18 protein-coding genes, 1 rRNA gene and 2 pseudogenes are annotated in these 24,898 nt (G+C 70.7%); 10 read left to right on the forward strand and 11 right to left on the reverse strand.

Annotated elements, in window-relative coordinates; all coding sequences use genetic code 11:
• Window positions 1-184: 184 nt before the first annotated feature.
• The 3 genes and pseudogenes from OVA15_RS05675 to OVA15_RS13415 all read left to right on the forward strand — a co-directional run bounded on the left by OVA15_RS05675 (window position 185) and on the right by OVA15_RS13415 (window position 3,771).
• Window positions 185-1,828: a sensor histidine kinase gene (locus OVA15_RS05675; protein ID WP_268143683.1), complete on the forward strand. Its 1,644-nt coding sequence runs from the start codon at window positions 185-187 to the stop codon at window positions 1,826-1,828.
• Complete coding sequence (locus OVA15_RS05680; protein WP_268143685.1) at window positions 1,825-2,520, forward strand: response regulator; 696 nt, start codon at window positions 1,825-1,827, stop codon at window positions 2,518-2,520. The genes OVA15_RS05675 and OVA15_RS05680 overlap by 4 nt, the downstream gene beginning before the upstream one ends.
• Window positions 2,501-3,771: pseudogene (locus tag OVA15_RS13415) on the forward strand (AMP-binding protein). The gene OVA15_RS05680 and the pseudogene OVA15_RS13415 overlap by 20 nt, the downstream one beginning before the upstream one ends.
• 44 nt (window positions 3,772-3,815) lie before the next feature.
• Here the strand turns inward: OVA15_RS13415 and OVA15_RS05690 are convergent.
• A pseudogene (locus OVA15_RS05690) lies at window positions 3,816-5,785 on the reverse strand (acetate--CoA ligase).
• 273 nt (window positions 5,786-6,058) lie between these two features.
• On the opposite strand from OVA15_RS05690, the gene OVA15_RS05695 reads away from it, so the two are divergent.
• From OVA15_RS05695 to OVA15_RS05720, 6 genes are all read left to right on the forward strand, one after another.
• Window positions 6,059-6,715: a GntR family transcriptional regulator gene (locus OVA15_RS05695; RefSeq protein WP_268143687.1), complete on the forward strand. Its 657-nt coding sequence runs from the start codon at window positions 6,059-6,061 to the stop codon at window positions 6,713-6,715.
• Window positions 6,712-8,229 (forward strand): MmgE/PrpD family protein, encoded by a 1,518-nt coding sequence (locus tag OVA15_RS05700; protein WP_268143689.1) that lies wholly within the window; start codon window positions 6,712-6,714, stop codon window positions 8,227-8,229. The genes OVA15_RS05695 and OVA15_RS05700 overlap by 4 nt, the downstream gene beginning before the upstream one ends.
• Window positions 8,229-9,134 carry a methylisocitrate lyase gene (gene prpB, locus OVA15_RS05705; RefSeq protein WP_053447576.1) on the forward strand — a complete coding sequence of 302 codons (906 nt, stop codon included), beginning with the start codon at window positions 8,229-8,231 and terminating at the stop codon, window positions 9,132-9,134. The genes OVA15_RS05700 and prpB overlap by 1 nt, the downstream gene beginning before the upstream one ends.
• Window positions 9,134-10,294 (forward strand): bifunctional 2-methylcitrate synthase/citrate synthase, encoded by a 1,161-nt coding sequence (locus OVA15_RS05710; protein ID WP_268143691.1) that lies wholly within the window; start codon window positions 9,134-9,136, stop codon window positions 10,292-10,294. The genes prpB and OVA15_RS05710 overlap by 1 nt, the downstream gene beginning before the upstream one ends.
• Window positions 10,295-10,454: 160 nt before the next feature.
• On the forward strand, window positions 10,455-10,835 hold the full coding sequence (locus OVA15_RS05715; RefSeq protein ID WP_268143693.1) for a GNAT family N-acetyltransferase: 381 nt from the start codon (window positions 10,455-10,457) through the stop codon (window positions 10,833-10,835).
• Complete coding sequence (locus OVA15_RS05720; protein WP_268143695.1) at window positions 10,832-11,893, forward strand: FUSC family protein; 1,062 nt, start codon at window positions 10,832-10,834, stop codon at window positions 11,891-11,893. The genes OVA15_RS05715 and OVA15_RS05720 overlap by 4 nt, the downstream gene beginning before the upstream one ends.
• On the opposite strand, the gene OVA15_RS05725 is transcribed toward OVA15_RS05720, so the two are convergent.
• From OVA15_RS05725 to OVA15_RS05765, 9 genes are all read right to left on the reverse strand, one after another.
• Window positions 11,838-12,830, reverse strand: coding sequence for a site-specific tyrosine recombinase XerD (locus OVA15_RS05725; RefSeq protein ID WP_268143697.1), 993 nt, complete (start codon window positions 12,828-12,830; stop codon window positions 11,838-11,840). The two genes, OVA15_RS05720 and OVA15_RS05725, sit on opposite strands and share 56 nt — an antisense overlap.
• A gap of 69 nt (window positions 12,831-12,899) precedes the next feature.
• A complete protein-coding gene (locus OVA15_RS05730; RefSeq protein WP_206390566.1) occupies window positions 12,900-13,595 on the reverse strand; it encodes an NUDIX domain-containing protein in 696 nt (231 codons plus the stop codon).
• A gap of 5 nt (window positions 13,596-13,600) precedes the next feature.
• On the reverse strand, window positions 13,601-15,355 hold the full coding sequence (locus tag OVA15_RS05735) for a CTP synthase (RefSeq protein WP_442786726.1): 1,755 nt from the start codon (window positions 15,353-15,355) through the stop codon (window positions 13,601-13,603).
• 39 nt (window positions 15,356-15,394) lie between these two features.
• The gene (gene recN / locus OVA15_RS05740) at window positions 15,395-17,140 is read right to left on the reverse strand and encodes a DNA repair protein RecN (protein WP_268143699.1); all 1,746 of its coding nucleotides are present in this window, start codon (window positions 17,138-17,140) and stop codon (window positions 15,395-15,397) included.
• Window positions 17,137-18,222: an NAD kinase gene (locus OVA15_RS05745; protein ID WP_235586709.1), complete on the reverse strand. Its 1,086-nt coding sequence runs from the start codon at window positions 18,220-18,222 to the stop codon at window positions 17,137-17,139. Before OVA15_RS05745 ends, recN begins: the two co-directional genes overlap by 4 nt.
• 60 nt (window positions 18,223-18,282) lie before the next feature.
• Entirely contained in the window at window positions 18,283-19,053 is a 771-nt protein-coding gene (locus tag OVA15_RS05750) for a TlyA family RNA methyltransferase (RefSeq protein WP_268143701.1), read from the reverse strand.
• Complete coding sequence (locus OVA15_RS05755) at window positions 19,050-19,232, reverse strand: hypothetical protein (protein ID WP_006215836.1); 183 nt, start codon at window positions 19,230-19,232, stop codon at window positions 19,050-19,052. Before OVA15_RS05755 ends, OVA15_RS05750 begins: the two co-directional genes overlap by 4 nt.
• On the reverse strand, window positions 19,229-20,230 hold the full coding sequence (locus OVA15_RS05760; RefSeq protein ID WP_268143703.1) for an HAD-IIA family hydrolase: 1,002 nt from the start codon (window positions 20,228-20,230) through the stop codon (window positions 19,229-19,231). The genes OVA15_RS05755 and OVA15_RS05760 overlap by 4 nt, the downstream gene beginning before the upstream one ends.
• A gap of 1 nt (window position 20,231) precedes the next feature.
• A complete protein-coding gene (locus OVA15_RS05765) occupies window positions 20,232-21,239 on the reverse strand; it encodes a hypothetical protein (protein WP_268143705.1) in 1,008 nt (335 codons plus the stop codon).
• A gap of 1,316 nt (window positions 21,240-22,555) precedes the next feature.
• Here OVA15_RS05765 and OVA15_RS05770 point away from each other — a divergent pair.
• Window positions 22,556-23,779 (forward strand): dicarboxylate/amino acid:cation symporter, encoded by a 1,224-nt coding sequence (locus OVA15_RS05770; protein WP_268143707.1) that lies wholly within the window; start codon window positions 22,556-22,558, stop codon window positions 23,777-23,779.
• Window positions 23,780-24,651: 872 nt separating this feature from the next.
• On the opposite strand, the gene rrf is transcribed toward OVA15_RS05770, so the two are convergent.
• Window positions 24,652-24,768, reverse strand: a 5S ribosomal RNA gene (gene rrf / locus OVA15_RS05775).
• Window positions 24,769-24,898: the final 130 nt, after the last annotated feature.

Consider the following 24,898-nt stretch of genomic DNA (forward strand, 5'->3'; position numbering starts at 1 on the left):
CCTGAACGATGCGACGCCGGACGAGGCCGGCGGTGGGCGGTGCTGCGCCTCGCTCGGCGCCACAACCAGCTTGACGGGATCTGTGATGCACGTCTCGTTGTGGTCGTTGTGGTCGTGAGCGGGACCACAAGCGGTCAGCGAGGTGGGAGACTTCCGGACACCCCGATCCGCACGAGGAGCTCCCATGTCCCTGGCCCGCCGCATCCTGGTCCTGCAGCTGCTGCTGGTCCTTGTCCTAGCGGCCATCTTCGGCGCCGTCCTCATCCACCGAGCCGCCCAGGATGCCGACGAGCGAGCCCGCGAGATCAGCCGCACCATGTCCATAGCCCTGGCTGACGACCCGTTCGTGATCGAGCAGTCGGGTGCTGACGACCCCCACGCCCAGCTGCAGCCCCTGGCAGATGACCTCGTGCGCAGCACCGAGCTCGACTGGATCACCATCATGTCGCCAGAGGGCATCCGATGGACCCACCCTCGGCCGGAGATGATCGGGCAGCGATTCCGCGGCTCGATCGAGGAAGCGCGCAGCGGGCAGGTCAGGACCTCGACGGAACAGGGGCAGCTCGGCCTGTCGGCCCGCACCACCGCACCGGTGCGCGACGAGGACGGAGAGATCGTCGCTCTGGTCTCCACGGGAGTGCTGGTCGAGCACACCGCCGACGAGGTCTGGGCCGAGGCCCCGCTGCTGCTCGGGATGGCGCTGGCGCTGCTCGCAGCCGGGGCTGCGGCCCATCTTCCCCTGGCCCGATACCTCTCCCAGCGCACCGGGGGACGGACTCCGGAGGAGCTGGCCGAGGCCGTCTCGGTTCAGGACGCCGTGCTCGAGCAGGCGGCCCAGGGCCTTCTGCTGATCGAGGACGGCAGACTCATGCTCGCCAACGCTCGAGCTCGTGAGCTGCTGGGCCTGACCGAGCCTGCCCTGGAAGCCCTCCAGCAGCCGGACGGGCGCAGCCTTGTCTACCGATGGACCGATCGGCGACGTCGTCGAGGCATCCCCCTGGAGGAAGCGAGTCTGCCCCCGCAGCTGCAGGACCTGCTCACCGGGCAGCAGGAGGTCCGCGAGCAGTGGATCATGCACGGCGAGCGCACCCTGATCGTCTCCCTGCTGCGCGCGTCGGAGCCCTCGACCGGAATGGTCGCGATCCTGCGCGATCACACCGAACTCACCCGGCTGTCCGGACAGCTGCGTGCGACCACCACGATGGCCCAGGCGCTGCGCTCGCAGACCCACGAGCACGCGAACCGGATGCACACGATCGTCGCACTGCTGGAGCTCGGCGAGACCGAGCAGGCAAGGCGCTTCGCCGCCGCGGATCAGCAGCGCACCTTGAGTCTGGCCGGGGACGTCGGGGCAGGGATCGAGGATCCCGTGCTCACGGCCCTGCTGCTGGGCAAGGCCTCCGCGGCCCAGGAGCGCGGAGTCCGACTGGAGGTCCATGTGGCGGACGGAGCACCCGGACTTCCGCTGAGCGCATCGGAGACCGTGACCGTAGTGGGCAATCTCATCGACAACGCAATCGAAGCAGCCGTCGCCGCATCCGGTGCCGAAGGGCCGCTGGTGGAAGTCGAGATCGCGCACGATGATGACGGCGCCGCGATCCTCAGCGTCGCGGATTCGGGGCCGGGCATCGAGGCGTCGGTGAGGGAGCGGATCTTCCAGCGCGGCGCCTCCACGAAGGATTCGGACACCGTGGGCGGCCACGGTGTGGGACTTGCACTCGTGAGCGAGATCGTCCACCGCCATCGCGGTGCGATCGAGGTGATCGACGACGGCGGCACGGCCTTCGTGCTCAGCTTCCCCCTGGTCTCGAAGGAGGTCCGATCATGAGCAGGGAGCTTCGGGTGGTCGTCGTGGAAGACGAGCCGCTGACCCGGGACGCGCACCTGCGGTTCGTTCAGCAGGTACCGGGATTCGAGGCGGCGGGCAGTGCGGCCACAGCCGCAGAAGCCCTGCGAGCCGTGAGTTCGCTGCGTCGCGAAGGCCGCCCCGCGGACCTTCTGCTGCTGGATGTGAATCTCCCCGACGCCACCGGCATCGACGTCGCACGCCGGCTGCGCGCCGCCGGAGATGACGTGGACATCCTCGCGGTGACAGCCCACAGGGATGTGGAGACGGTTCGAGCAGCTGCCTCGCTCGGAGTCGTCGGCTACCTCGTGAAGCCCTTCACCCGCGAGCAGCTGCTGCATCGCCTGGCCGCCTATCAGCAGTACCGCACCAGTCTGCGGGGAGAGCAGCCGCTCGATCAGGAGGCGATCGATCGAGCACTCGATGGGCTTCGGCCATTCGCAGCCTCGGGCAGCCCCAAGGGCCTGTCCCCTGAGACGCTGGAGCGCGTGGCCCAGGAGCTAGCGGCCCTGCCGTGGCAGTCGGCGGCCGAGGTCGCGGCGCGGACGGGCATCTCCCGCGTGACGGCTCGGCGCTATCTGGAGCACCTGACCGAGGTCGACCGCGCACAGCGCCGGGCACGCCGCGGCACGGTGGGCCGACCCGAGATGGAGTATCGGTCCTGCGGCGAGTGAGGGCCCCGTTCGACGGCACCCGTGGCACCGGAGTGCATCACCCCTCCCCTCGGGCAGCCCCCGGCCGGAGACACGATCCGGGATCTCGCCGGGCGATCGGGTTGCCGCCTTCGGCGCGAACTCCGACGCCTTCGCGATCCTCTTCCTGGCCTGCGCGTCCATGGGCGCGGTGCACGTGCCGGTGAACTTCGCTCTCAAGGGCGAGGAGCTGCGCCACATCCTGCGCAATGCGGACGTCGCCCTGATCGCCGCGGATCCCGCCCTGCTGGGCCTGGCCGAGGAGGCGGCAGCCGATCTGACCCGTGAGCGCGGCGCCGAGTACCGGCCGCTGGTGGCCATGCCGCTGTACCACTCGGCGACTCTGCACGTGCTCCTCGTGTTCTACCTGTGCCTGGGCGCCTCGATCCGCCTGATCGTCAAGCCGGACATCTCCGCCATGCTCGAGCTGGTGGAGCTCGAGCACCTCTCCTCACTTTTTCTGGCCCCACCGTGTGGGTCCCCCTGAGCTCGCACCCTCAGCTGGAGACCCGCGACCTGTCCTCGCTGACCCAGGCGCAGTACGGCGTTTCGATCATGCCGTCCACGGTGCTGCAGAGACTGCGCGACCGGTTCCCCAGGCAGGGCTTCTACAACTGCTTCGGGCAATCCGAGCTGGGTCCCCTGTGCACCGTGCTTCGCCCCGAGGAGCACGACCTGCGCCCGACGTCGTGCGGCCGCCCGGTCTTCCACGTGGAGGCGCGCGTGATGACCGCCGACGGCACCCCGGCCGGTGCGGGTGAGCCCGGCGAGATCCAGTACCGCTCCCCGCAGCTGATGTCCGGCTACTGGGGACGCCCGGAGCAGACGGAGGAGAGCTTCGCGGACGGGTGGTTCCGCTCGGGAGATCAGGTCACCCGCGATTCGATGGGCTTCATCGAGGTGGTCGACCGGATCAAGGACGTCATCAACACCGGCGGCGTGCTGGTGGCCCCGCGCGAGATCGAGGACTGCCTCTACCGACTGCCCGAGGTCGCCGAGGTGGCGGTGCTCGGACTTCCCGACGAGCGCTGGGGCGAGGCCATCACGGCGGTGATCGTGGTGCATCCCGACCAGCAGCTCACCGCGGAGACGGCCCGCCGGCACGCCCGCGAGCGCCTGGCCGACTACAAGGTGCCCAAGCGCGTGGAGTTCGTGGCCGAGCTGCCGCGCAACCAGTCCGGCAAGCTGCTCAAGCGCGAGCTGCGCGCTCAGCGCACGGCTCCGAGCGACTGACAGCGGCGGGGCGATCCGCTCGGCAGGATCGCCCCGCCGCGCACTCACCGGCCCCGCAGCACGGGCTCCAGCGCCTCCAGCACGGCCGGATCCTCGATGGTCGACGGCACCGGCGCCTCCTGACCATCGGCCATCTGGCGCATGGTCTTGCGCAGGATCTTCCCGGAGCGGGTCTTGGGCAGGGCCTCGACCACCGCGATCTGCTTAAGGTCGGCGACCGCGCCGATCTCCCGGCGCACGAGCTGCACGAGCTCCTCGCTGAGCTGCTCCTGCGAGGTCTCGATGCCCTGCTTGACCACCACGTATCCGCACGGGCGCTGGCCCTTGAGCTCATCGGCCACGCCGATCACGGCGCACTCGGCCACCGCGGGGTGCTGGGCCAGGGCCTGCTCGAGCGCACCGGTGGAGAGCCGGTGGCCGGAGACGTTGATGACATCGTCGGTGCGGCCCATCACGAAGACGTAGCCGTCCTCGTCGATCCGCCCGGAGTCGCCCGTGACGTAGTACCCGGGGAAGGCCTCCAGGTAGGCGCTGCGGAAGCGGTCGTCGCTGCCCCACAGGGTGGCCAGCGTGCCCGGCGGCAGCGGCAGGCGCACGGCGATGTTGCCCTCCTCCCCCTGCGGCACCGGCTCGCCCAGCGGATCCAGGATCTCGATCTCGTAGCCCGGGATCGGCACCGTGGAGGAGCCGGACTTCAGCGGCAGCTGCTCCAGGCCCACCGGGTTGCCGCTGATGGCCCAGCCCGTCTCGGTCTGCCACCAGTGATCGACCACGGGGATATCCAGCGCCCTGCCCGCCCAGCTCCAGGTCTCCGGGTCCAGGCGCTCGCCGGCCACGAACAGCGTGTCCAGGCTCGACAGGTCGTGCTCGGCCACCAGCTCGCCCTCGGGGTCCTGCCTGCGGATGGCCCGCAGCGCGGTGGGGGCGGTGAAGAAGGCCTTCACGCGGTGCTCGGCCACCAGCCGCCAGAACGCACCGGCATCCGGGGTGCCCACCGGCTTGCCCTCGTAGAGCACGGTCGTGGCCCCGGCCAGCAGCGGCGCGTAGACGATGTAGGAGTGGCCCACGACCCAGCCCACGTCCGAGGCGGTGCACATGACCTCGCCGGGGCCGATGTCGTAGATGTTGGCCATGGACCAGCTCAGCGCCACGGCGTGGCCGCCGTTGTCCCGCACGACGCCCTTGGGGCTGCCGGTCGTGCCGGAGGTGTAGAGGATGTAGAGCGGATCGGTGGCAGCGACCTCGACCGGCTCGGCAGGCTCGGCGGCCTCGACCGCCTCCTGCCAGTCCACCCACTCCAGGCCGTCGACGGCCGCGCGCTCGCGCATGCCCGCGACGTCGTGCTCGAAGCCCTCGCGCCCGACCACCAGCACCGCAGACGGCTTATGCTCGGCCATCTGCACCGCCTCCTCCACGGAGGGCAGGTACTCGATGCGCCGCTTGGGCTCCACTCCGCCGGAGGCCGTGATGACGGCGCGCGGGGCGCAGTCGTCGATCCGCACGGCGAGCTCGCGCGGGCGAAGCCGCCGAAGACCACCGAGTGCACCGCGCCCAGCCGGGCGCAGGCCAGCATGGAGATCAGCGCCTCCGGGATCATCGGGAGGTAGATGAGCACCCGATCGCCCTTCTGCACGCCCAGCTCCCGCAGGGCCCCGGCGGCCCGCGCCACCCGGTCCTGCAGCTGGGCATAGGTGATCGTCTCCTGCCGCTCGAGCACGGCGGAGTCGTAGATGATGGCCGCCTGATCCCCGCGACCGGCCGCGACGTGGCGGTCCACCGCATTGGCGCACGTGTTGAGCGTGGCCTCCGGGAACCAGCGGAAGATCGGGTCGCCGGAACCATCCAGCGCCCGGCTGGGCGGCGTCATCCAGTCGATGCCCTGAGCTGCCTCCAGCCAGAAGCCCTCCCGATCCTCGACGCTGCGCCGCCACGTCCCGGAGTAGGTGCCGTCGCCGGGCAGCGTGCGCTCGGCGGTTGTGGTGGGGCGGGGCTGGTCCGCGCTGTGCTGGCTCATGGATGCTCCTTGTCCGTGCTGTGCGTGGCTCGTGGGCCGGTCCGGGGCGCCGCGCAGGCGATGCACGCGGTGCGCCGCCGCCGGGCCCCGCCCGGTTCCATATCCGCCACAGTAGTGACTCAGCTCACTCGGCACCACCCCTGTGTATACATTGATGCCCATCGCCTGCCCGGCGGCGTGACAGGAACCGCGGTCCGTGGCAGGGTGTGTATACACAGCAGGCGCCGCGAGCACGTCGGGCGCGCACCGAGTCCCCGGGCGGAGAGGAGCACCATGCGAGCAGGTCAGCGCGTGCACCTCCAGCTGCGTACGGAGATCCTCAACGGAGATCTCGCCCCCGGGGCCCCCCTGGGGGAGGTCGAGCTCTCCGAGCGCTTCGGGACCTCTCGCACCCCGGTGCGCGAGGCCCTGGGGCTGCTGGCCGCCGACGGCCTGGCCGAGCAGATCGGAGGCCGCGGCACGGCGGTCAGCCGGATCAGCTCCTCGGACATCGAGCCGCTGTTCGAGCTCCGCGAGGCCCTCGAGGTCAAGGCCGCTCGACTGGCGGCGGTGCGCTGCACGCCGGGCGACTTCGTGCACCTGGCCGAGGAGCTGCAGGGCATCTCGAACCAGCTGGACCGAGACCCCATCCCAGACGAGTACTACGAGCTCGTCGCCCGCATGGACCGGATGATCGACGACGCCGCGGCCAACCCCTGGCTCGTCACCGCCCTGGAGACCGTGCGCACCCAGCTCATCCGGGTGCGCCGGCTCTCGTCCCACGACCCGTCCCGGCTGGTCAGCGCCGCCCAGGAGCACGCCGCGATCGCCCGGGCCATCGCCTCCGGCTCCGAGCAGCTGGCCGAGGCCGCCGTGCGCCTGCACCTGCACCAGGCCCTGAGCGCAGCCCTCGAGAAGACCGAAACCACCGCATCAGAGAGGACGTCATGACCGTCAACCACACCGTGAAGGTCCACCCGTCATCGGCGCAGCTGCCCCGCGAGGAGCAGCTGGCCTGGAAGATCGCCGAGGTCGCCGCCGACCCGGTGGAGGTCTCCCCCGAGGTCACCGACATGGTGATCAACCGCGTGCTGGACAACGCCTCGGTCGCCATGGCCTCGATCAACCGCGCCCCCATCGTTTCGGCCCGCGACCAGGCCCTGCGCCACCGCCCGGCCTCGGACGCCCGCGGCGCGCAGGTCTTCGGCGTGGACTCGGCCACCGCGGTCTCCCCCGAGTGGGCTGCCTGGGCCAACGGCGTGGCCGTGCGCGAGCTCGACTTCCACGACACCTTCCTGGCCGCGGAGTACTCCCACCCCGGCGACAACATCCCGCCGATCCTCGCGGTGGCTCAGCACACCGGCGCCAGCGGCGCGGACCTGGTCCGCGGCATCGCCACCGGTTACGAGATCCAGGTCGATCTGACCAAGGCCATCTGCCTGCACGCCCACAAGATCGACCACGTGGCCCACCTGGGCCCCTCCGCGGCAGCCGGCATCGGCACGCTGCTGCACCTGGACCCGTCCGTGATCTTCCACGCGATCGGCCAGGCCCTGCACACCACCACGGCCACCCGCCAGTCCCGCAAGGGCGAGATCTCCACCTGGAAGGCCCACGCCCCGGCCTTCGCCGGCAAGATGGCCGTGGAGGCCGTCGATCGCGCCATGCGCGGGCAGACCTCCCCCACTCCCATCTGGGAGGGCGAGGACGGCGTGATCGCCTGGCTGCTGGACGGCAAGGACGCCTCCTACGAGGTCCCGCTGCCGGGTCCGAGCGAGGCCAAGCGCGCCATCCTGGACACCTACACCAAGGAGCACTCCGCCGAGTACCAGGCCCAGGCCTGGATCGACCTGGCGCGGCGCCTGCACTCCGAGCACCCGGAGATCGCGAACGCGGACAACGTCGACTCGATCGTGCTGCACACCTCGCACCACACCCACTACGTCATCGGCTCCGGCGCCAACGATCCGCAGAAGTACGACCCCAAGGCCTCTCGCGAGACCCTGGATCACTCGATCCCGTACATCTTCACCGTGGCGCTGCAGGACGGCGAATGGAACCACTCGGCCTCCTACGCCCCCGAGCGCGCGGGCCGTCCGGAGACGGTCGCCCTGTGGAACAAGGTCACCACGCAGGAAGATCCGGAGTGGACCCGCCGCTACCACTCCCTGGACATCTCCGAGAAGGCCTTCGGCGGCCGTGCGGAGATCACCCTCACAGACGGCACCCGGATCGTCGAGGAGATCGCCGTGGCGGACGCCCACCCGCTCGGCGCCCGTCCGTTCGCCCGCGAGCAGTACCTGACCAAGCTTCGCTCGCTGGCCGAGGGCGTCGTGGCGGAATCCGAGCTCGAGCGCTTCATCCAGGCGGCCGAGGAGCTGCCCAGCCTGGAGGCGGGCGATCTCGGCGCGCTGAACATCCTGGCCTCCGTCGACCTGGCCACCGGACCCGAGGGGATCTTCTGATGCTGTACTCCCACGTCACCGCCCAGCAGAAGCGCAAGCGCTTCCGCGAGCTGCTCGCCGAGGACCGCTGCGTCCAGTTCCCCGGCACGTTCACGCCGCTGGCCACGTCGATGATCCAGGAGAAGGGCTTCGACGGCGTCTACATCTCCGGCGGCGTCCTGGCCAACGAACTCGGCCTTCCGGACATCGGGCTGACCACGCTCACCGAGGTGGCGACCCGCGGCGGGCAGATCGCCCGCACCACGGACCTGCCCACCCTGATCGACGCCGACACCGGGTTCGGCGAGGCCATGAACGTAGCCCGCACCATCCAGGAGCTCGAGAACGCCGGGCTGTCCGGGTGCCACCTGGAGGACCAGGTCAACCCCAAGCGCTGCGGGCACCTGGACGGCAAGGCCGTCGTGGACCAGGACACCGCCGTGCAGCGACTGCAGGCCGCCGCCAAGGCACGGCGCGATCCGGATTTCGTGCTCATGGCCCGCACCGACATCCGCGCAGTGGACACCCTCGAGGCCACGATCGAGCGTGCCCAGGCGCTGGTCGAGGCCGGCGCGGACGCGATCTTCCCGGAGGCCATGAAGGACCTCTCCGAGTTCGAGGCCGTCGCCTCGGCACTCGACGTGCCGGTGCTGGCGAACATGACGGAGTTCGGCAAGTCCGAGCTGTTCACGGTCCAGCAGCTGCAGGACGCCGGGGTCTCCATGGTCATCTACCCCGTCTCCGCACAGCGCGCAGCCATGGGTGCGGTCGAGCGCCTGCTCGACACCATCCGGCAGGACGGCACCCAGCAGGCCGCTGTGCCCCAGATGCAGACGCGAGCGCGTCTGTACGAGACCGTCGACTACGACGGCTACAACCAGTTCGACAGCCAGGTCTTCGCATTCGACGTCCCAGGAGGCAAGTGATGAGCACTGCAGATCAGTCCACCCAGGAGCCCGAGGTCCACAAGGGCCTGGCCGGCGTCGTCGCCGATGTCACGGCCGTCTCCAAGGTCAACCCCGAGTCCAACTCCCTGCTCTACCGCGGCTATCCCGTCCAGGAGCTGGCGGCCTCGCGCACGATCGAGGAGGTCGCGCTGCTGCTGTGGAACGGCGAGCTGCCCACCGCGCAGGAGCTGACGGAGTTCGAGGAGTTCGAGCGGGCGCACCGCAACCTGAGCGCCGAGCTCAAGGCCGTGATCGACGCCCTGCCCACGGACTGCCACCCCATGGACGTGTGCCGCACCGCGGTCTCCGTCCTGGGCGCCCAGCACCCCAAGGCCGAGGACGCCTCCCCCGAGGCGGAGCTGGAGAAGTCCAAGGCGCTGTTCGCGGCCATGCCCGCGGTGGTCTGCTACGACCAGCGCCGCCGCCACGGCAAGGGCCCGATCTCCGCCCGCGATGACCTCAGCTACAGCGAGAACCTGCTGTGGATGGCCTTCGGCGAGGAGGCCGATCCGGAGGTCGTCGACGCCTTCAACGTGTCGATGATCCTGTACGCCGAGCACTCCTTCAACGCCTCGACCTTCACGGCGCGCGTGATCACCTCCACGCTGGCGGACCTGCACAGCGCCGTGGTCGGTGCGGTCGGCGCGCTCAAGGGCCCGCTGCACGGCGGCGCCAACGAGGCCGTCATGCATACCTTCCAGGAGCTCGGCATCCGCAAGGACGAGTCGGAGGAAGACGCCGAGAAGCGGGCCAAGGAGTGGATGGACCAGGCCCTGGCCGAGAAGAAGAAGGTCATGGGCTTCGGCCACCGCGTGTACAAGAACGGCGACTCGCGCGTGCCGACCATGCAGGACGCCCTGTTCCGCATGCTCGATCACTACGACCGCCGCGAGATCCTGGGCCTCTACAACGGCCTGGCCCGGTCCATGGACGAGGCCAAGCAGATCAAGCCCAACCTGGACTACCCGGCCGGGCCCACGTACTGGCTCATGGGCTTCGACATTCCCACGTTCACCCCGCTGTTCGTGTGCGCCCGCCTCACCGGGTGGACCGCGCACATCATGGAGCAGCGTGCCACGAACTCGCTGATCCGGCCGCTGTCGGCCTACAACGGCCCCGACGAGCGCCACCTGGACTGATCCTCGATCCGTCCTGACCGGGCCCCGCCGATCCCCAACGATCGGCGGGGCCCGGTCCGTTCGGGGACTTGCTCGTCGGGACCCGACGACAGCGCCTCGCCTCCGGCTCCCACAGAACACGGCGAGGGGACGTCGTCCGGATCTTCGTAGACTCTTCGTCATGCTCGAACTGCACCGCGCCACCGCCGACGACCTGACAGACCCGGTGCTGGAGTCCCTCACCCGCATGATCGGCGGCCTCGTCAGCGACGGCGCAGCCCTCGGCTGGACCGACCCGCCCGCGCGGGAAGAGCTCGAGGACCTGCTGCGCGGCATCGTCGACGGCCCTGCCCACGACGCCTGCGGTCTGCGCCTGCTGCTGGAGCAGGCGCAGACCGCAGGCATCGAGCACCTCACCCTCGACCTGCGCGAAGGCAATGAGCGAGCCCAGCATCTCTACGCCTCGGAGGGCTTCCGGGAGTACGGCCGATTAGCGGACTTCGTGGCACCCGGCGACGGCACCCGCTGCGCCAAGATCTTTATGGTCCGCTCCTTCGCATGATCGTGAAGAGCCACCTCCAGGACTTCCTCCATGTTCCCTCCGGGCGCGGTCACCGCGGGCCTGCCGCGCGGGTGGGGATCGGCATCGCGCTGCCCCTTCTGGCCGTCGTCCTGCTCGGGCGACTGGATCTGTGCGTGCACGTGATCTTCGGATCGCTCACGGGTGTGTTCGGACGCGCGGATGCACCGCGCCTGCGCTTCCAGCACCTGGCGATCGCAGGGGCGCTCATGAGCGGCAGCGTCATCGCCGGGGCGGCCTCGGCCAGCGCCGGGCTCGGCCCCTGGGCTGTGACGTTCGCAGCCGTCGTCGTGGCCGCCGTGCTGTCCGTCGTCTCGGACCGGCTGCAGCTGCGCCCAGCGGGCCCATTCTTCTTCCTGTACGCCTTCACCACCACCGCCGGGGTGCCCGAGCAGGGCCAGCTGTGGGAGTCGGCGCTGGCGGCTGGGGGGAGCGCGGCCACCGTCGTGGCGCTGGGCTTCCTCTCGAGGCGCTCCTCCCCCGGCTCCACCACCCGTGCTCCCAGGCCGCAGCCCGAGCGGGTGGACTGGCCGGAGGCGCTGGCGCGGGCCTCACGCTACGCCGTCGCCGTCGGTGCGGCAGGCTCGGTGGCCATCGCCAGCGGCCAGGGCCATCAACACTGGGCGATCCTGGCGGCGACGGCCCCGATCGCCGCGGCGGATCTCGCCGGAGCCGCGAACCGGGTCGTGCACAGCATCATCGGGACCTTCGCCGGCGTGGCCCTGACCGGTCTCCTCCTGCTGATCGACTGGAGCCCGCTGGGCCTGGCCCTGCTGCTGGCGGCGCTGCAGTTCGCCAATGAGCTGTACGCGGTCCGCCACTACAGCCTGGCCCTGGTGTTTCTCACACCGGTGGCGCTGATGATGACGAGCTTCGTGGCCGCCACCCCGGCTCATGAGCTGATCGGAGATCGCGTGATCGAGACCGGCATCGGGGCCGCCCTCGCCCTGCTGCTAGTGAGCGCCACCAGCGGGATGCGCAGCCTCAGCGGGCGCGCGGGTGGGCCATGGCCCAGACCTCGCGCAGGGAGTCGGCGGTGACCAGTGTGTAGATCTGCGTGGTGGTCACCGAGGCGTGCCCCAGCAGCTCCTGGACCACGCGCAGGTCCGCCCCGCCCTCGAGCAGGTGCGTGGCGAAGGAATGGCGCAGCGTGTGCGGGCTGACCTCCACGCCCTCAGCACTCAGCCCTGCGGCCTCGGCGGCCTGGATCACCGTGTTCCACACCGTCTGCCGGGTGATCCGCCCGCCGCGCTGATTGAGGAAGACCGCGGCATCGGCCTTGCCCTTAGCCGCCAGCTCCGGCCGCCCGCGCACCATCCACGCGTCCAGCGCCGCGACGGCCGGTCGGCCCAGCGGCACCATCCGCTGCTTCGATCCCTTGCCGAACAGCCGCAGGAACGGCAGCCCCGACGACTCCTCACCCGACCTCAGCGCCGCCGACAGGTCGTCGACGTCCAGGCCGATGACCTCGGAGGCGCGCGCCCCCGTGGAGTAGAGGACCTCGAGCAGCGCCCGATCGCGCAGCCCGGCAGGCGTGGACGGATCCGGCGCCTCGAGCAGCCTCGTGTTCCGCTGCGCGGAGATCGCCTTGGGCAGTCGCATACCCGGGGTCGGGGGCGGGACCTGGGCGGCGGGATCGTGCTCGGTGATCTCCTCGAGCAGCCAGAAGCGATGCGCACCGCGCACCGCCACCACGACCCGGGCGGCGCTGCGAGCGCTCAGCCCCGCGCCGTCAGCACCGCCGTCGGCCGCCTCCTTCGGCGGTGCCGGGCGCTGCAGCCAGCGCACGAAGCCGGTGACATGGGCGACCGTGATCTCCCGCGGATCATCGACCGGTGGTGCCTGCGCGCCGTCGCCGATCGCCGTCACGAAGCGGACGTAGCGCGCCAGATCCCGCCGGTACGCCGCCAGGGTGTTGGCCGCCAGGCCTCGCTCGACCGCCAGGTGCTGCAGATAGCGCTCAACCGCCCGCTGCACCCCTGAGGGGGAAGCGGGCGGTCGAGACGCGAGGGACACCGGAGACACCTGGATGCCGAGGACGACGCCTCAGCGAGCGTCCGGCGGCGTGATGGTGGCGGGAGTCAGCCCGTCGGTGCCGCGCAGCCCGGGATGGGCAGGCCACGCGGCATCGGCCGAGCGCAGCGAGGACCAGCCTGCGGCGCGCGAGGCGTGGGCGGCCAGCACTCCGGTGACCAGATTGGGGTTGTGCAGGCTGCCGTCGAGCACGGCCGCCACGGCGTCGTCGAGCGGGACCCAGGTGGCCACGATCTCGGACTCCTCGTCCTCGCGCTCGAACTCCTGATCCAGGGTCGTGAGCTCCCGTGCCAGGTAGATCCGCAGGGACTCGGCCGAGGAGCCGGGGCTGTTGTGGAACTCGACCAGCGTGTCCAGGCGCCCGGCGGACAGGTCCGCCTCCTCCCCCAGCTCGCGAGCGGCGGCCTGGGCCGGATGCTCGCCCTCTACGTCGAGGATGCCTGCGGGGATCTCCCACTGCGTCATCCCCACGGGGTGGCGGTACTGGCGGATGAGCAGGACGCGATCCTGATCGTCCAAGGCCAGGATCGCCACAGCACCGGGGTGGGTGATGAAGTCGCGGGTCATCCGGGGGCCGCCCTCGGAGAGCTCCACCTGCTCCGAGACGACGTCCCAGATCCGGCCCTCGTAGACCGTCTCGGAAGCCAGGACGCGCCGCGGATCCACGCGATCCGTCAGCTCCCCGGCACCCAGTTCCACGAACTCCATGGGGCTCAGCGCTCCGGGGACTCGTCCGTGCGGGAGGCCTGGCGCTCCAGGCCGGCCTTGACCAGCCCGGCGAACAGCGGGTGGGCCTTGGTGGGACGCGAGAGCAGCTCCGGGTGGGCCTGCGTGGAGACGTAGTACGGGTGCGTCTCCCGCGGCAGCTCCACGAACTCGACCAGGGTGCCGTCGGGCGAGGTGCCCGAGATGACCAGACCGGCCTCGGTGAGCTGATCGCGGTAGTCGTTGCCGACCTCGTAGCGGTGGCGGTGGCGTTCCTGGACCTCGGTGGCGCCGTAGGCCTCGGCCACGACCGAGCCCTCCGTGAGCCTGGCCGGGTACAGGCCCAGTCGCATGGTGCCGCCCAGATCGCCGGCGCCCTCCACGAACTGCTCCTGCTCGGCCATCGTGGCGATCACGGGAGTGGCCGTGTCCGGGTCGAACTCGGTCGAGGAGGCGTCGTGCAGGCCCACAACGGAGCGGGCGTACTCGATGACCATCGACTGCAGGCCCAGGCACAGGCCCAGGGTGGGCAGGCCCGTGGTGCGCGCGTAGGTCAGCGCGCCGAGCTTGCCCTCCAGGCCGCGGATTCCGAAGCCGCCGGGCACGCAGATGGCGTCGACGTCGCCGAGCTCCCGCGCTGCGCCCTCGGGGGTCTGGCACAGGTCCGAGGCCACCCACTTGATCTTCACGCGGGCATCGTTGGCGAAGCCGCCGGCGCGCAGCGCCTCGGAGACCGACAGGTAGGCGTCCGGCAGGTCGATGTACTTCCCGACCAGCCCGATCGTCAGGTAGTGCTTGGGCTCGTGGACGGCGCTGAGCAGCTTGTTCCAGTGCGAGAAGTCGGCCTCGGTGCGCTCCATCCCGAAGTAGTCGAGGATGGAGCCGTCCAGGTCCTGGCCGTGCAGGGTCTTGGGGATGTCGTAGATGCTCGGGGCATCGGCGCAGGAGATCACGGAGTCGATGTCGACGTCGCAGGCGTCGGCGATCTTGGCCCGCATGGAGTCCGGCAGGTCGCGATCGCAGCGCAGCACCAGGCCGTCGGGCTGGATGCCGAGGTTGCGCAGCGCAGCCACCGAGTGCTGGGTGGGCTTGGTCTTCAGCTCCTTGGCCGGGCCGATGTACGGGATCAGCGACACGTGCAGGTAGAACACGTTGCGTCGGCCGATGTCGCGGCGGACCTGGCGGGCGGCCTCGATGAACGGCTGCGACTCGATGTCGCCCACGGTGCCGCCGATCTCGGTGATGATCACGTCCGGGGCCTCCTCGCCCTCCGGCACGTGATCGGCGTGCCAGCGCATGCGCGCCTTGAGCTCGTCCGTGATGTGCGGGATGACCTGCACGGTCTGGCCCAGGTACTCGCCGCGGCGCTCCTTGGCGATCACGGAGGAGTACACCTGGCCGGTGGTCACGTTGGAGGAGGCGTCGAGGTCCTCGTCGAGGAAGCGCTCGTAGTGCCCGATGTCCAGGTCGGTCTCGGCGCCGTCGTCGGTCACGAAGACCTCTCCGTGCTGGAACGGGTTCATGGTGCCCGGATCCACGTTGAGGTAGGGATCGAGCTTCTGCATCGTGACCTTGAGGCCGCGAGCCTTGAGGATCATCCCGAGCGAGGAGGCCGTCAGCCCCTTGCCCAGGGACGAGACCACACCGCCCGTCACGAAGATCTGCCGGGTGACCTTGCCGGTGGAGCCGGAGGTCTCTGTCTGCGTATCGCCAGCCGTTGCGGCGGCATTCTGAGCGTTCACCACGGGGTTCAAGCCTATCACTGGACGGTCGGGGGGTCTGCGAGGGGGCGGGGAGGGGCGCTAGGCCGAGGCATCGCGCAGCAGCTCGCGGGCGTGCTCCTGGGCCGCCTCGGAGTCCTCGTGGCCCGCCAGCATGCGGGCGAGCTCGATGACGCGCTCGTCCTGCGAGAGCACGCTCACATCCGAGACGGTCGAGTCCGAGCTCTTGGTCACGAGCACGTGCTCATCGGCGAAGGCCGCGACCTGCGGCAGGTGCGTCACCACGAGCACCTGCACGTTCTGGGCCAGCATCTTCAGGCGCCTGCCGATCTCCAGGGCGGCCTTGCCGCCCACGCCGGAGTCGACCTCGTCGAACACGAACGTGGGCACGGGGTCGACGGCGGCCAGCACGACCTCCAGCGCCAGCATCAGGCGCGAGAGCTCGCCGCCGGAGGCGCCCTTGCCCAGAGGCCGCGGCGAGGCATCGGCGTGGGCGCGCAGCAGAAACTCGATGGTGTCGCGGCCCCAGCGGTCGAAGCGCTGCGAGGGCTCGACGGAGACGATCAGCGCGGCGTTGGGCATGGCCAGCGCTTTGAGCTCGGTGCCGACCTCCTGCGCCAGCTGCTCGGCCGCGCCGCGGCGGCGCTGCGTGAGTTCGCCGGCCTGGGCCTCGAGGGCCTCCAGCAGCTGATCGCGCTGCGCGCTGAGCTGCTCCTCGCGGTGGGGATCATCGCCGAGGGACTCCAGCCGGGTGCGAGCGGTCTCGGCGAAGGCGAGGACCTCGTCGATGTCCGCGCCGTAGGTCTTGGTCAGCCCGCGCAGGGCCGCGCGCCTGGCCTCGACCTCGGCCAGCCGCGCCGGGCCGTCCTCGTCCAGGCCGGTCGCGTAGGCGGAGAGATCCGCCGCGACGTCGTTGGTCAGCACGGACAGCTCGCGCACGCGCTGGGCCAGCTGCTCGAGCTCGGGATCGGAGTCGGCCTCCTGGTCGAGGGCGGACAGCGCCCGGTCCACCAGCAGGATCGACGACGCCGCGTCCGGATCCTCCTCGCTTCCCGACAGCGCCGCGTGCGCGGTCATGGAGGCGCCGCGCAGCGACTCGAGGCTCGTGAGCTTCTGCGATTCGGCGTTCAGGGCCTCGTCCTCACCGCTGACCGGCTCGACGGCGTCGATCTCCTCGAGCGCGGCCCGCAGCGACTGCGCCTCGAGCGCGCGCTCCCGGCCCTTCTCGCGGATCTCGGAGAGCTCGGCCTCGACGGCCTCGAACGACGACAGCGCCGCACGGTACTCGCCCAGCAGCTCCTCGAAGCCCCGGCTCTCGGCGGCCTTCTTCCGACCGCGTGCCGAGCCGGTGTCGTGCACGGCTGCGAACGTGTCCAGCGCATGGCGCTGCGCGGCCGCCGAGGTCAGCCGCAGCTGATCCGACTGCCCGTGCACGGCCACCAGGGTCTCGCCGAGCTCGCCGAGCCGAGCCACCGGGGCGCTGCGTCCGCCCACGTGCGCCCGCGAGCGCCCCGTGGCGGCCATGGTGCGGCTGAGCTGCAGGGAGGCGCGGTCCTGCTCGTGGTCGACGTCTCCCCCGGCGTCTTCCACCAGAGCCACCGCGGCGTGATCGGACGGGACGTTCACGACGGCCTCCGCCACGGCCTTCTCTGCGCCCACGCGCACAGCGCCGGCGTCGGCGCGGCGTCCCAGCAGCATGCCCAGGGCGGTCACGACCATGGTCTTGCCCGCGCCGGTCTCGCCGGAGAGGATCGTCAGCCCCGGCCCCAGGGGGAGCACGGCATCGGTGATCACCCCGAGATCGCGGATGTGGATCTCCTCGATCATGAGCCCTCCTCCGGACGATCGGCCTGCGGGATCTCCTGGCCCACGGACAGGTGCTGAGGCGTGCCCGGCTCCTGGCGGCGGATGGTCGTGCGGTAGTCCGGCTGGACGATCGGCAGCGTGGAGGTGGCGTCCGAGATCTCGTCCCGCTCCACGGGGCCGCGCCAGCCTGCGGTCGGCAGGCCGAACTTCTTGACCAGGCGCTCCGAGAACGGCGTGCGATGCATGCGCGCCAGGGTCACGGGCCGCTCGGCGCGGGTGACCTCGATGCGCGATCCCGGAGGCAGCTCGACCGTGCGGCGGCCGTCGCACCACAGCACGCCGCGGGCATCGGTGCGGGTGAGCACCTCCACGGCGATCATGGACGACGGCGAGACGACCAGCGGCCGCGAGAACAGCGCGTGCGGCGAGAGCGGGACCATCAGCAGCGCCTCGACCTCCGGCCACACGACCGGTCCCCCGGCGGAGAACGCGTAGGCGGTCGAACCGGTGGGTGTGGCCATGATGACGCCGTCGCAGCCGAAGGACGACAGGGGCCTGCGGTCCACCTCGGTGACGACCTCGAGCATCTTCTCGCGGTCGCCCTTCTCCACCGAGGCCTCGTTCAGCGCCCAGGTGTGCAGCACGGGGCGTCCCGCGTGCCAGACCCGCACGTCCAGGGCCATGCGGTCCTCGACGGTGTAGCGGCCGTCGACGACGGCCTGGACCGTCTCCGCCAGGCCGGAGCGCTCGGATTCGGCCAGGAACCCCACATGGCCCAGATTCACACCCAGCAGCGGGACCTCGACGTCGCGGACGACCTCCGCGGCGCGCAGGATGGAGCCGTCGCCGCCGAGCACAACCACCAGCTCGATGTCCGACAGCGCGCAGTTGTCCGGCACCACTCCCACCGGGGGCAGCTCGTCCACCTCCGGGGCGCGCAGCATGGCGTCGCGGTCCTCGGCGGTCAGGACGCCCTCCACGCCGGAGTCGGCCAGCTGGCGCAGTGTCTGCTGGGCTGCGACCCGGGCCTCCGGACGTCCCATGTGGGCGAGCACCAGGATGCGTCGTGAGGCGGGCGCGCGCATGCCGGAGTCGTCGATCATGCGCTCCACCCTACGTCCTCCGACCGACGGCACACGGAGGGCCCGGTTCTGCCCTCGGGTTCAGGACGACGCCGGCACCGGACGCTGCAGGTGCAGGAAGAACTCATGGTTGCCGTCCTGGCCCGGCAGCGGCGAGCGCGTCCGCCCGAGCTCGATCAGGCCCGCAGCGACGCCTGCGGCCGCCACCTTCTCGACCGCCTCGAGGCGCTGCTGCTCCGAGGCGACCACTCCGTCGCGGCCCAGTCGATCCGCTCCGACCTCGAACTGCGGCTTGACCATGAGCAGCAGGTGCCCGCCGGGCAGGGTGGCCGCCGCCAGCGGTGCGATCACCAGGGTCAGGGAGATGAAGGAGACATCGCAGACGGTCAGCTCGGCAGGGCCGCCGATGTCCTCGGGGGCCATGTAGCGCAGGTTCAGGCCCTCGTGCACGCGCACCCGCGGATCCGCGCGCAGCTGCGGCACGAGCTGGTCGTGGCCCACGTCCACGGCCACGACCTCCCGTGCCCCGCCCCGCAGCAGCACGTCGGTGAATCCCCCGGTGGAGGCTCCGGCGTCCAGGCAGCGCAGCCCCTCCACGACGACGTCCGGGAACGCCTCGAGCGCCCCTACCAGCTTGTGCCCGGCGCGGCTGACGTACTCGGGGCCCTCGGCCTCCTCGAGCTCCACCCCGGAGGTCGCGGCCACCAGCAGCGAGGCCTTCCTCGTGCGCTGCCCGTCCACGCTCACGCGGCCCTCGGCGATCCATCGGGCGGCCAGGGTGCGCGAGCGCGCCAGGCCCCGGGTCACCAGGGCGCGGTCCAGCCGCTCGGCGCTCGGTCCTTCAGAGCTCACGACGTCCCGCCGGCACCGGCGATGCGCGACTGCGCGGACTCGAGCTCGCGGGTCAGCCGCTCGTGGGCGTCCTGATAGGCGGCGGCGTGCTCGCCCACGGGGCGCTGGTCCAGGTCCTCGAGGTCCTGCAGGACGCGCTGGACCCCGGGGCTCTGCGAGGGCTCGAACGACTGGGTCATGCCGCCGTCCACTCGATCTCGGGGATCGAGGCCGTGTCGACCTGCGGATGCCGGACCCACCAGGCGGCGCAGGCGGCGCGCCAGGCGTCGAGGTCGTCCTCATCACCGGAGATCCGCAGGCCGTCGTCGTGCGCGGTGGCCTGCGCGGCACCGCAGCGCGCGATGCTGGCGCCGTCCGATTCCTCCACGGCGATCTCCGCCTCCGGGGCGAAGAGCCCCGTGAGATCGGCGATGAGGTGATCGGGGCGCTCGTCGGTGATCGCACCGAGGGCGGTGCGCACCGTATCCACGCCGGTGAGCACCAGGGCGGTCGCGAAGCCGGCGCGATTGCCGCCCAGGATGTCGGTGTCCAGCCGGTCGCCGACCACCAGCGGGCGCTGAGCCCCCAGGCGCTGGGCGCCGGTGCGGAAGATCGGGGCCTCGGGCTTGCCCGCGACCTCCGGGGTGCGCCCGGTCGCCCTGGCCACCGCGTCCACCAGCGTCCCGTTGCCCGGGGCGATGCCCCGCTCGCGCGGGATCGAACCGTCGGTGTTCGTGGCGATCCAGAGCACCGAGGCATCGGCCAGGGTGTAGGCCGCCTCGGCCAGATCGCTCCAGCCGATCTCCGGGTCGAATCCCTGGACGACCGCCACGGGGTCGTCGTGCTGGGAGCTCACCGGGGTCAGGCCGGCCTCGGCGATGTAGTCCGACAGCGCCTGGGCCCCCGTGATCAGCACCCGCGATCCGGCCGGAAGGCGGTCGCTGAGCAGTTGGGCGGCGGCCTGCGCGGAGCTGACCACGTCCTCGCCGCGGGTCGCCACACCGAGCTCGCTGAGGTGCTCGGCGACCGTCTCGACGGCGCGCGAGGCGTTGTTCGTCACGAACATCACCGGCACGCCCTCGGACTTGGCCCGCTCGAGCGATTCCGGAGCCTCCGAGATCGCCCCGGGACCGGCGTAGACCACGCCGTCCAGGTCGGCCAGGATCGCGTCGCAACCGTCGATCAGTCGCCGAGTCATCTCAGGAGTCCTCCTGCTCCGTCTCGCCCTCGCTCGCAGCACCGTCCGCGAGGGATTCGTCATCGGCGGCGGCGTCGCGGACGATGCCGCTTGGGCCCGACGACGGCGCCGGATCCTCATCGTCGTCGAAGCCGTCGGCGGAGGCCGACTCCCCGCCCATCGAGGCGAGGTCCTCGTCGTCGAGACCCGGCTGATGCTGCGCAGCGGGCTCCTCGGAGCCCTGCGCCGCGTCGTCCGCCTCGGCCTCGGCGTCGGACTGCCCGGTGACGTCGGAGACCCGGTCGATGTCGCGCTGGGCACCCTCGGCGGAGTCGAGCTCCACTCCGATCTCGTCCTCGCCCAGGTCCACGATCTCCGGGTCCTCGAACGGGCCGGTGCCCAGAGCGGCCTCTGCCACGAGGGCCTGCCGGTCCCAGGCGGTCGCCTCCTTCTCCCGCCCGACGCCGCGCAGAGCCTCGCCGTAGGCGCGGAACAGGCGCGGGCTGTAGGAGAAGCCGCGGTTGCGGTCCAGCTGCGGGATCTCCAGGGCCTTCAGGGCGCCGTCGGCGTCGCCCTCGTCCCGGCGCAACCCTGCCACGATGATCGCCAGCTCCACGCGGGCATCGGCCGGAAGCTCGGTCACGCCCTCCGAGGTCGCCAGCTCCAGGGCCTTCTCCGGACGGCCCAGGGCCCGCTCGCAGTCGACCATCAGGGGGAGGTGGATGTCGTCGCCGGTCATGCGGCGGTACGTGCGCAGCTCCTTGAGGGCCTCGTGGTACTCGCCGTTCTCATAGGCAGCCACGCCTGCAGCCTCGCGGACCGCGGCCACGCGACCGGCGCGGCTGACGGCGTAGCGGGCGTGCTCCAGCGCGAAGGCGGGATCGTCCTCGATGTAGCGGGCGACCATCACCAGGTGCTGCGAGACGGCCTCGGCGTTGTCGGCCTCGAGCGCGCGCACCTGGAACTGGGCGTCGCGGTCCAGCTCCTGGCCGGTGATGTCGGCATCGACCTCCGGACGCGGTGCGCGCACGGGACGGCCGCGCTCCTCGAAGGAGCTCGACGTCCGCCGCTGGCCGCCGCGACGATCGTCCCGACGCTCCCCGCGGAAGCCGCCCTGCCGATCATCCCTACGCCCGCCGCGCGAGTCTTCGCCGCGGAAGCCCCGACGCTGGCCATCGCGGGAGCCCCCTCCTCTGGAGCCCCCGCGGGGAGTCGGAGCCGCGGGAGCCGCCGCGACGGTCATCACGGGCGCCGTCCCGACCGCCGTCGGGGCGAGTGCCCGGGCCTCGACGGTCGTCCCTGCGCTCGTCGCGACGCCCCTCGCCGCCGCGACGTGCCTCGCTGCTGTGACGCGGCTCGTCGCGCCATGTCGAGCGGGACTGTCCTCCGCGACGGTCATCGCCCCAGCTGCTGCGCCGCTCGCCAGAGCGCGCGCCGCCGCGGGAATCGTCGCGCCCGCCGGGGCGATCGCCGTCCCGACGCGGGCCGCGATCATCCCTGCGCTCGTCACGGCGCTGCCCGCCGCGGTCCTCCCAGCGACGACCGGAGCCGCCGCCCTGAGAGCCGCCCCGGAAGTCACGACGGGGTCCCCGGTCGTCCGGACGCCCATCGTCGCCGCGGAAGTCCCTGCGCGGAGCACCCGAGCGCTCATCGCGGCCACCCCGACGATCATCGCTGCGGAAGTCCCTACGCGGACCGCCGGAGCGCCCCTCCCGGCCACCACGACGATCATCGCCGCGGAAGTCCCCGCGCGGGCCCTCCGAGCGATCGCCCTGAGCCCCACGGCGATCGTCGCCGCGGAAATCACGCCGAGGACCGTCCGAGCGCTGTCCCTGGCCGCCGCGGCCCTCGCGCGAGAATCCGCCGCGTGCGTCGCGCCCGCTGCGGGAATCGTCGCCGCGGAAGCCGCGTCGCTCACCATCGCGGGATCCGCCGCGCGCGTCGTCGCGGAAGCCGCGGCCCGAACCCTGGCGATCGTCACGCCGGGCGCCGCTGCGCCCCTGCCCCGACGATCGGTATCCGGAGCCGCCGCGATCATCGCGACCCCGCCCCGGAGTCCGACGATCGCCGCCCCGGTCCTCGCCGCGATCGTTGCTGTCCTGCGACCAGGCCTCGGCCATCTCAGTCCTCCGGTGCGCGTCGCGCAGATATGTGTTCAACAATTCCGTGATCTGCAGCTCATCCGAGCGCAGTCGTGCCATAGTGAGGCCGCAGCGGATGCGGCCTCTGAGCCATGGACGGCACAGTCTACTCGTCCGCCGATCGCAGAATCGGTCGCAGCACCTGAGCGAGCGCACCACAGCTGGTCTCAGGGCCGCCTCCCCACACCCCGAAGAAAGACCCTCCATGCTCCATCGAATGCTGTCCTCACTGCTGACGAGAATCGTCGTCGCCATCGTGCTCGGCGCCCTGTGCGGCCTGTTCTTCCCGGAACCGATCGCTCGCGTCTTCGTCACGTTCAACGGCGTCTTCAGCGGCTTCCTCGGCTTCCTGATCCCCGTGCTGATCCTGGCCCTCGTCGCTCCGGCGATCGCGGATCTCGGGCGCGGCGCCGGCAAGTGGCTGCTGATCACGGCCGCCGTGGCCTACGGCTCCACCATCTGTGCCGGCCTCATGGCCTTCGGCACCTCGATGGCGCTGTTCCCGTCGCTGCTGGCCGATGAGACCCACGACGGCGGCGCACTGAGCGATCCCTCGGAGGAGTCGCTGTCGTCGTTCTTCAGCATCGAGATGCCCCCGCCCTTCGACATCATGACCGCGCTTCTGCTCGCCTTCTGCGTGGGCGTGGGCATCACGATGGTTCGCGGGACCACGCTGAAGAGCGGTCTGGAGGAGCTGCGCGACATCATCATGCTCGTGGTCACCCGCATCGTGATCCCGCTGCTGCCGGTCTACGTGTTCGGTTCGTTCCTGTCGCTGACCATGAACGGGCAGATCGGGACGGTCATCTCCACGTTCTTCAAGGTGGTCATCACCGCGTTCGTGCTCACGATCATCCTGCTGCTCCTGCAGTACGTGATCGCCGGGGCCATCGCCAAGAAGAACCCCATCCGCCTGCTCAAGAACATGCTGCCGGCCTACTTCACTGCCCTGGGCACGTCCTCCTCCGCGGCCACCATCCCGGTGACCCTGCAGGCCACCCGGAACAACGGGGTGAGCGAGGAGGTCGCCGGCTTCACGATCCCCCTGTGCGCCACGATCCACCTGGCCGGCTCAACCGTGAAGATCGTGCTGTTCTCCACCGCCGTCATGATGGTCACGGGCATCGAGATCGATCCGGTGCAGTACTTCGGCTTCATCCTGATGCTCGGCATCACCATGGTCGCCGCACCGGGCGTTCCCGGCGGTGCCATCATGGCCGCCGTGGGCATCCTGCAGTCCATGCTCGGCTTCGACGAGACTGCAATCTCCATCATGATCGCCACCTACGTGGCCATCGACTCGATCGGCACGGCCACCAACGTGACCGGTGACGGTGCGATCGCCGTGGCCATCGACCGCTTCTACAAGAAGTCGGAGGACATCGACGACGACGCTGTCGCTGAGGATCCGCGGCCGTCTGCTGTGTGATCTGCTCCCCGCGCCCTGAGCGCGGACGACGCGAAGGCCCCGAGCTCTCTGGAGGAGGCTCGGGGCCTTCGTCATTCGTCTCACCGCACCGCGAGCACCAGTGCCGCACCGCAGCGGAAAACGACACCACACCCCCAGAAGCCCACGGCCCCGCCATGACGACAAGAGCGGCCAAGGCCACTGCCTCTCGCCGAGTGGATACCCATTTGCGCTGAAACACCCCTCAGCGCAAGGCAGCGCACACTCGAATCACGTCTCAAGCCAGCAGGGCCCGCGGAGGGTCGGCAGACAGGGCCAGGGCGGCCGAGAGCCGGCAGACAGAGCCAGGAGAGCTTCTGGAGCGGAAACACCCACTCCCCTGTTCGAGTGGATCGCCAGCTGCATTGAGGACGCCGATACCGCAACTGAGGGTCCACTCGAGCGTCGGGAGCCAGCCCCGGCTCCGCACCCAGGCGCAGCGGGGTCCAGAGCTGCCCGTGCCGATGCCCCGAACGGCCCTCAGTCCTACTCAGAACCGGCACCGGCCCCTGAGATCGATTGGATGCTCAATTGCGTTGAGGACGCCGACAACGCAATTGAGCATCCAATCGTCGTGGGGCGGCAGCTCAGCTTGCGGCGTCATCGCGCGCAGGTGCTGTCTTTCGCTTCGCTGCTCACGGCCGCATCCCCCCTCACCGAAGCTGGCCCTTGACCGGCATTCGAGTGGATCCCCAATTGCGCTAAAGGCCCTCATAGCGCAATCAGGTATCCACTCAGCAGGAGGGGGCACAAAGCATCTAGGTACGCGGAAAGAGGCCGACCGCGACTCGACTCATCCTCACCCTCACGGTGAAGACAAGGAGTCAGCGATCAGCCTCTCTCCGTACAAATAATTGCGGCGGCGACCTACTCTCCCACACCCATCAGAGTGCAGTACCATCGGCGCTGTGAGCCTTAGCTTCCGGGTTCGGGATGGGACCGGGCGTTTCCCTCACGCTATAACCACCGCAAACCTGCCACCACCACACACCGCAGTGCGCGTGGAAACCTGTTCACGAACCTACCACCCACCACCACATCACCCCGAAGGACATTCAGTGGTTGTGGGACGGTGTTGTTCCAAAACCGTACAGTGGACGC

The sequence above is a fragment of the Kocuria sp. SL71 genome, from assembly GCF_026672465.1.
Classification (GTDB): domain Bacteria; phylum Actinomycetota; class Actinomycetes; order Actinomycetales; family Micrococcaceae; genus Kocuria; species Kocuria palustris.

Coding starts and splice junctions, on each gene's coding strand:
- OVA15_RS05710 (WP_268143691.1), top strand. CDS start 9,134: ATGAGCACTGCAGATCAGTCCACCCAGGAGCCCGAGGTCCACAAGGGC.
- recN (WP_268143699.1), bottom strand. CDS start 17,140: ATGATCGAGGAGATCCACATCCGCGATCTCGGGGTGATCACCGATGCC.
- OVA15_RS05745 (WP_235586709.1), bottom strand. CDS start 18,222: ATGATCGACGACTCCGGCATGCGCGCGCCCGCCTCACGACGCATCCTG.
- OVA15_RS05700 (WP_268143689.1), top strand. CDS start 6,712: ATGACCGTCAACCACACCGTGAAGGTCCACCCGTCATCGGCGCAGCTG.
- OVA15_RS05675 (WP_268143683.1), top strand. CDS start 185: ATGTCCCTGGCCCGCCGCATCCTGGTCCTGCAGCTGCTGCTGGTCCTT.
- OVA15_RS05760 (WP_268143703.1), bottom strand. CDS start 20,230: ATGACTCGGCGACTGATCGACGGTTGCGACGCGATCCTGGCCGACCTG.
- OVA15_RS05720 (WP_268143695.1), top strand. CDS start 10,832: ATGATCGTGAAGAGCCACCTCCAGGACTTCCTCCATGTTCCCTCCGGG.
- prpB (WP_053447576.1), top strand. CDS start 8,229: ATGCTGTACTCCCACGTCACCGCCCAGCAGAAGCGCAAGCGCTTCCGC.
- OVA15_RS05755 (WP_006215836.1), bottom strand. CDS start 19,232: ATGACCCAGTCGTTCGAGCCCTCGCAGAGCCCCGGGGTCCAGCGCGTC.
- OVA15_RS05680 (WP_268143685.1), top strand. CDS start 1,825: ATGAGCAGGGAGCTTCGGGTGGTCGTCGTGGAAGACGAGCCGCTGACC.
- OVA15_RS05715 (WP_268143693.1), top strand. CDS start 10,455: ATGCTCGAACTGCACCGCGCCACCGCCGACGACCTGACAGACCCGGTG.
- OVA15_RS05730 (WP_206390566.1), bottom strand. CDS start 13,595: ATGGAGTTCGTGGAACTGGGTGCCGGGGAGCTGACGGATCGCGTGGAT.
- OVA15_RS05770 (WP_268143707.1), top strand. CDS start 22,556: ATGCTCCATCGAATGCTGTCCTCACTGCTGACGAGAATCGTCGTCGCC.
- OVA15_RS05695 (WP_268143687.1), top strand. CDS start 6,059: ATGCGAGCAGGTCAGCGCGTGCACCTCCAGCTGCGTACGGAGATCCTC.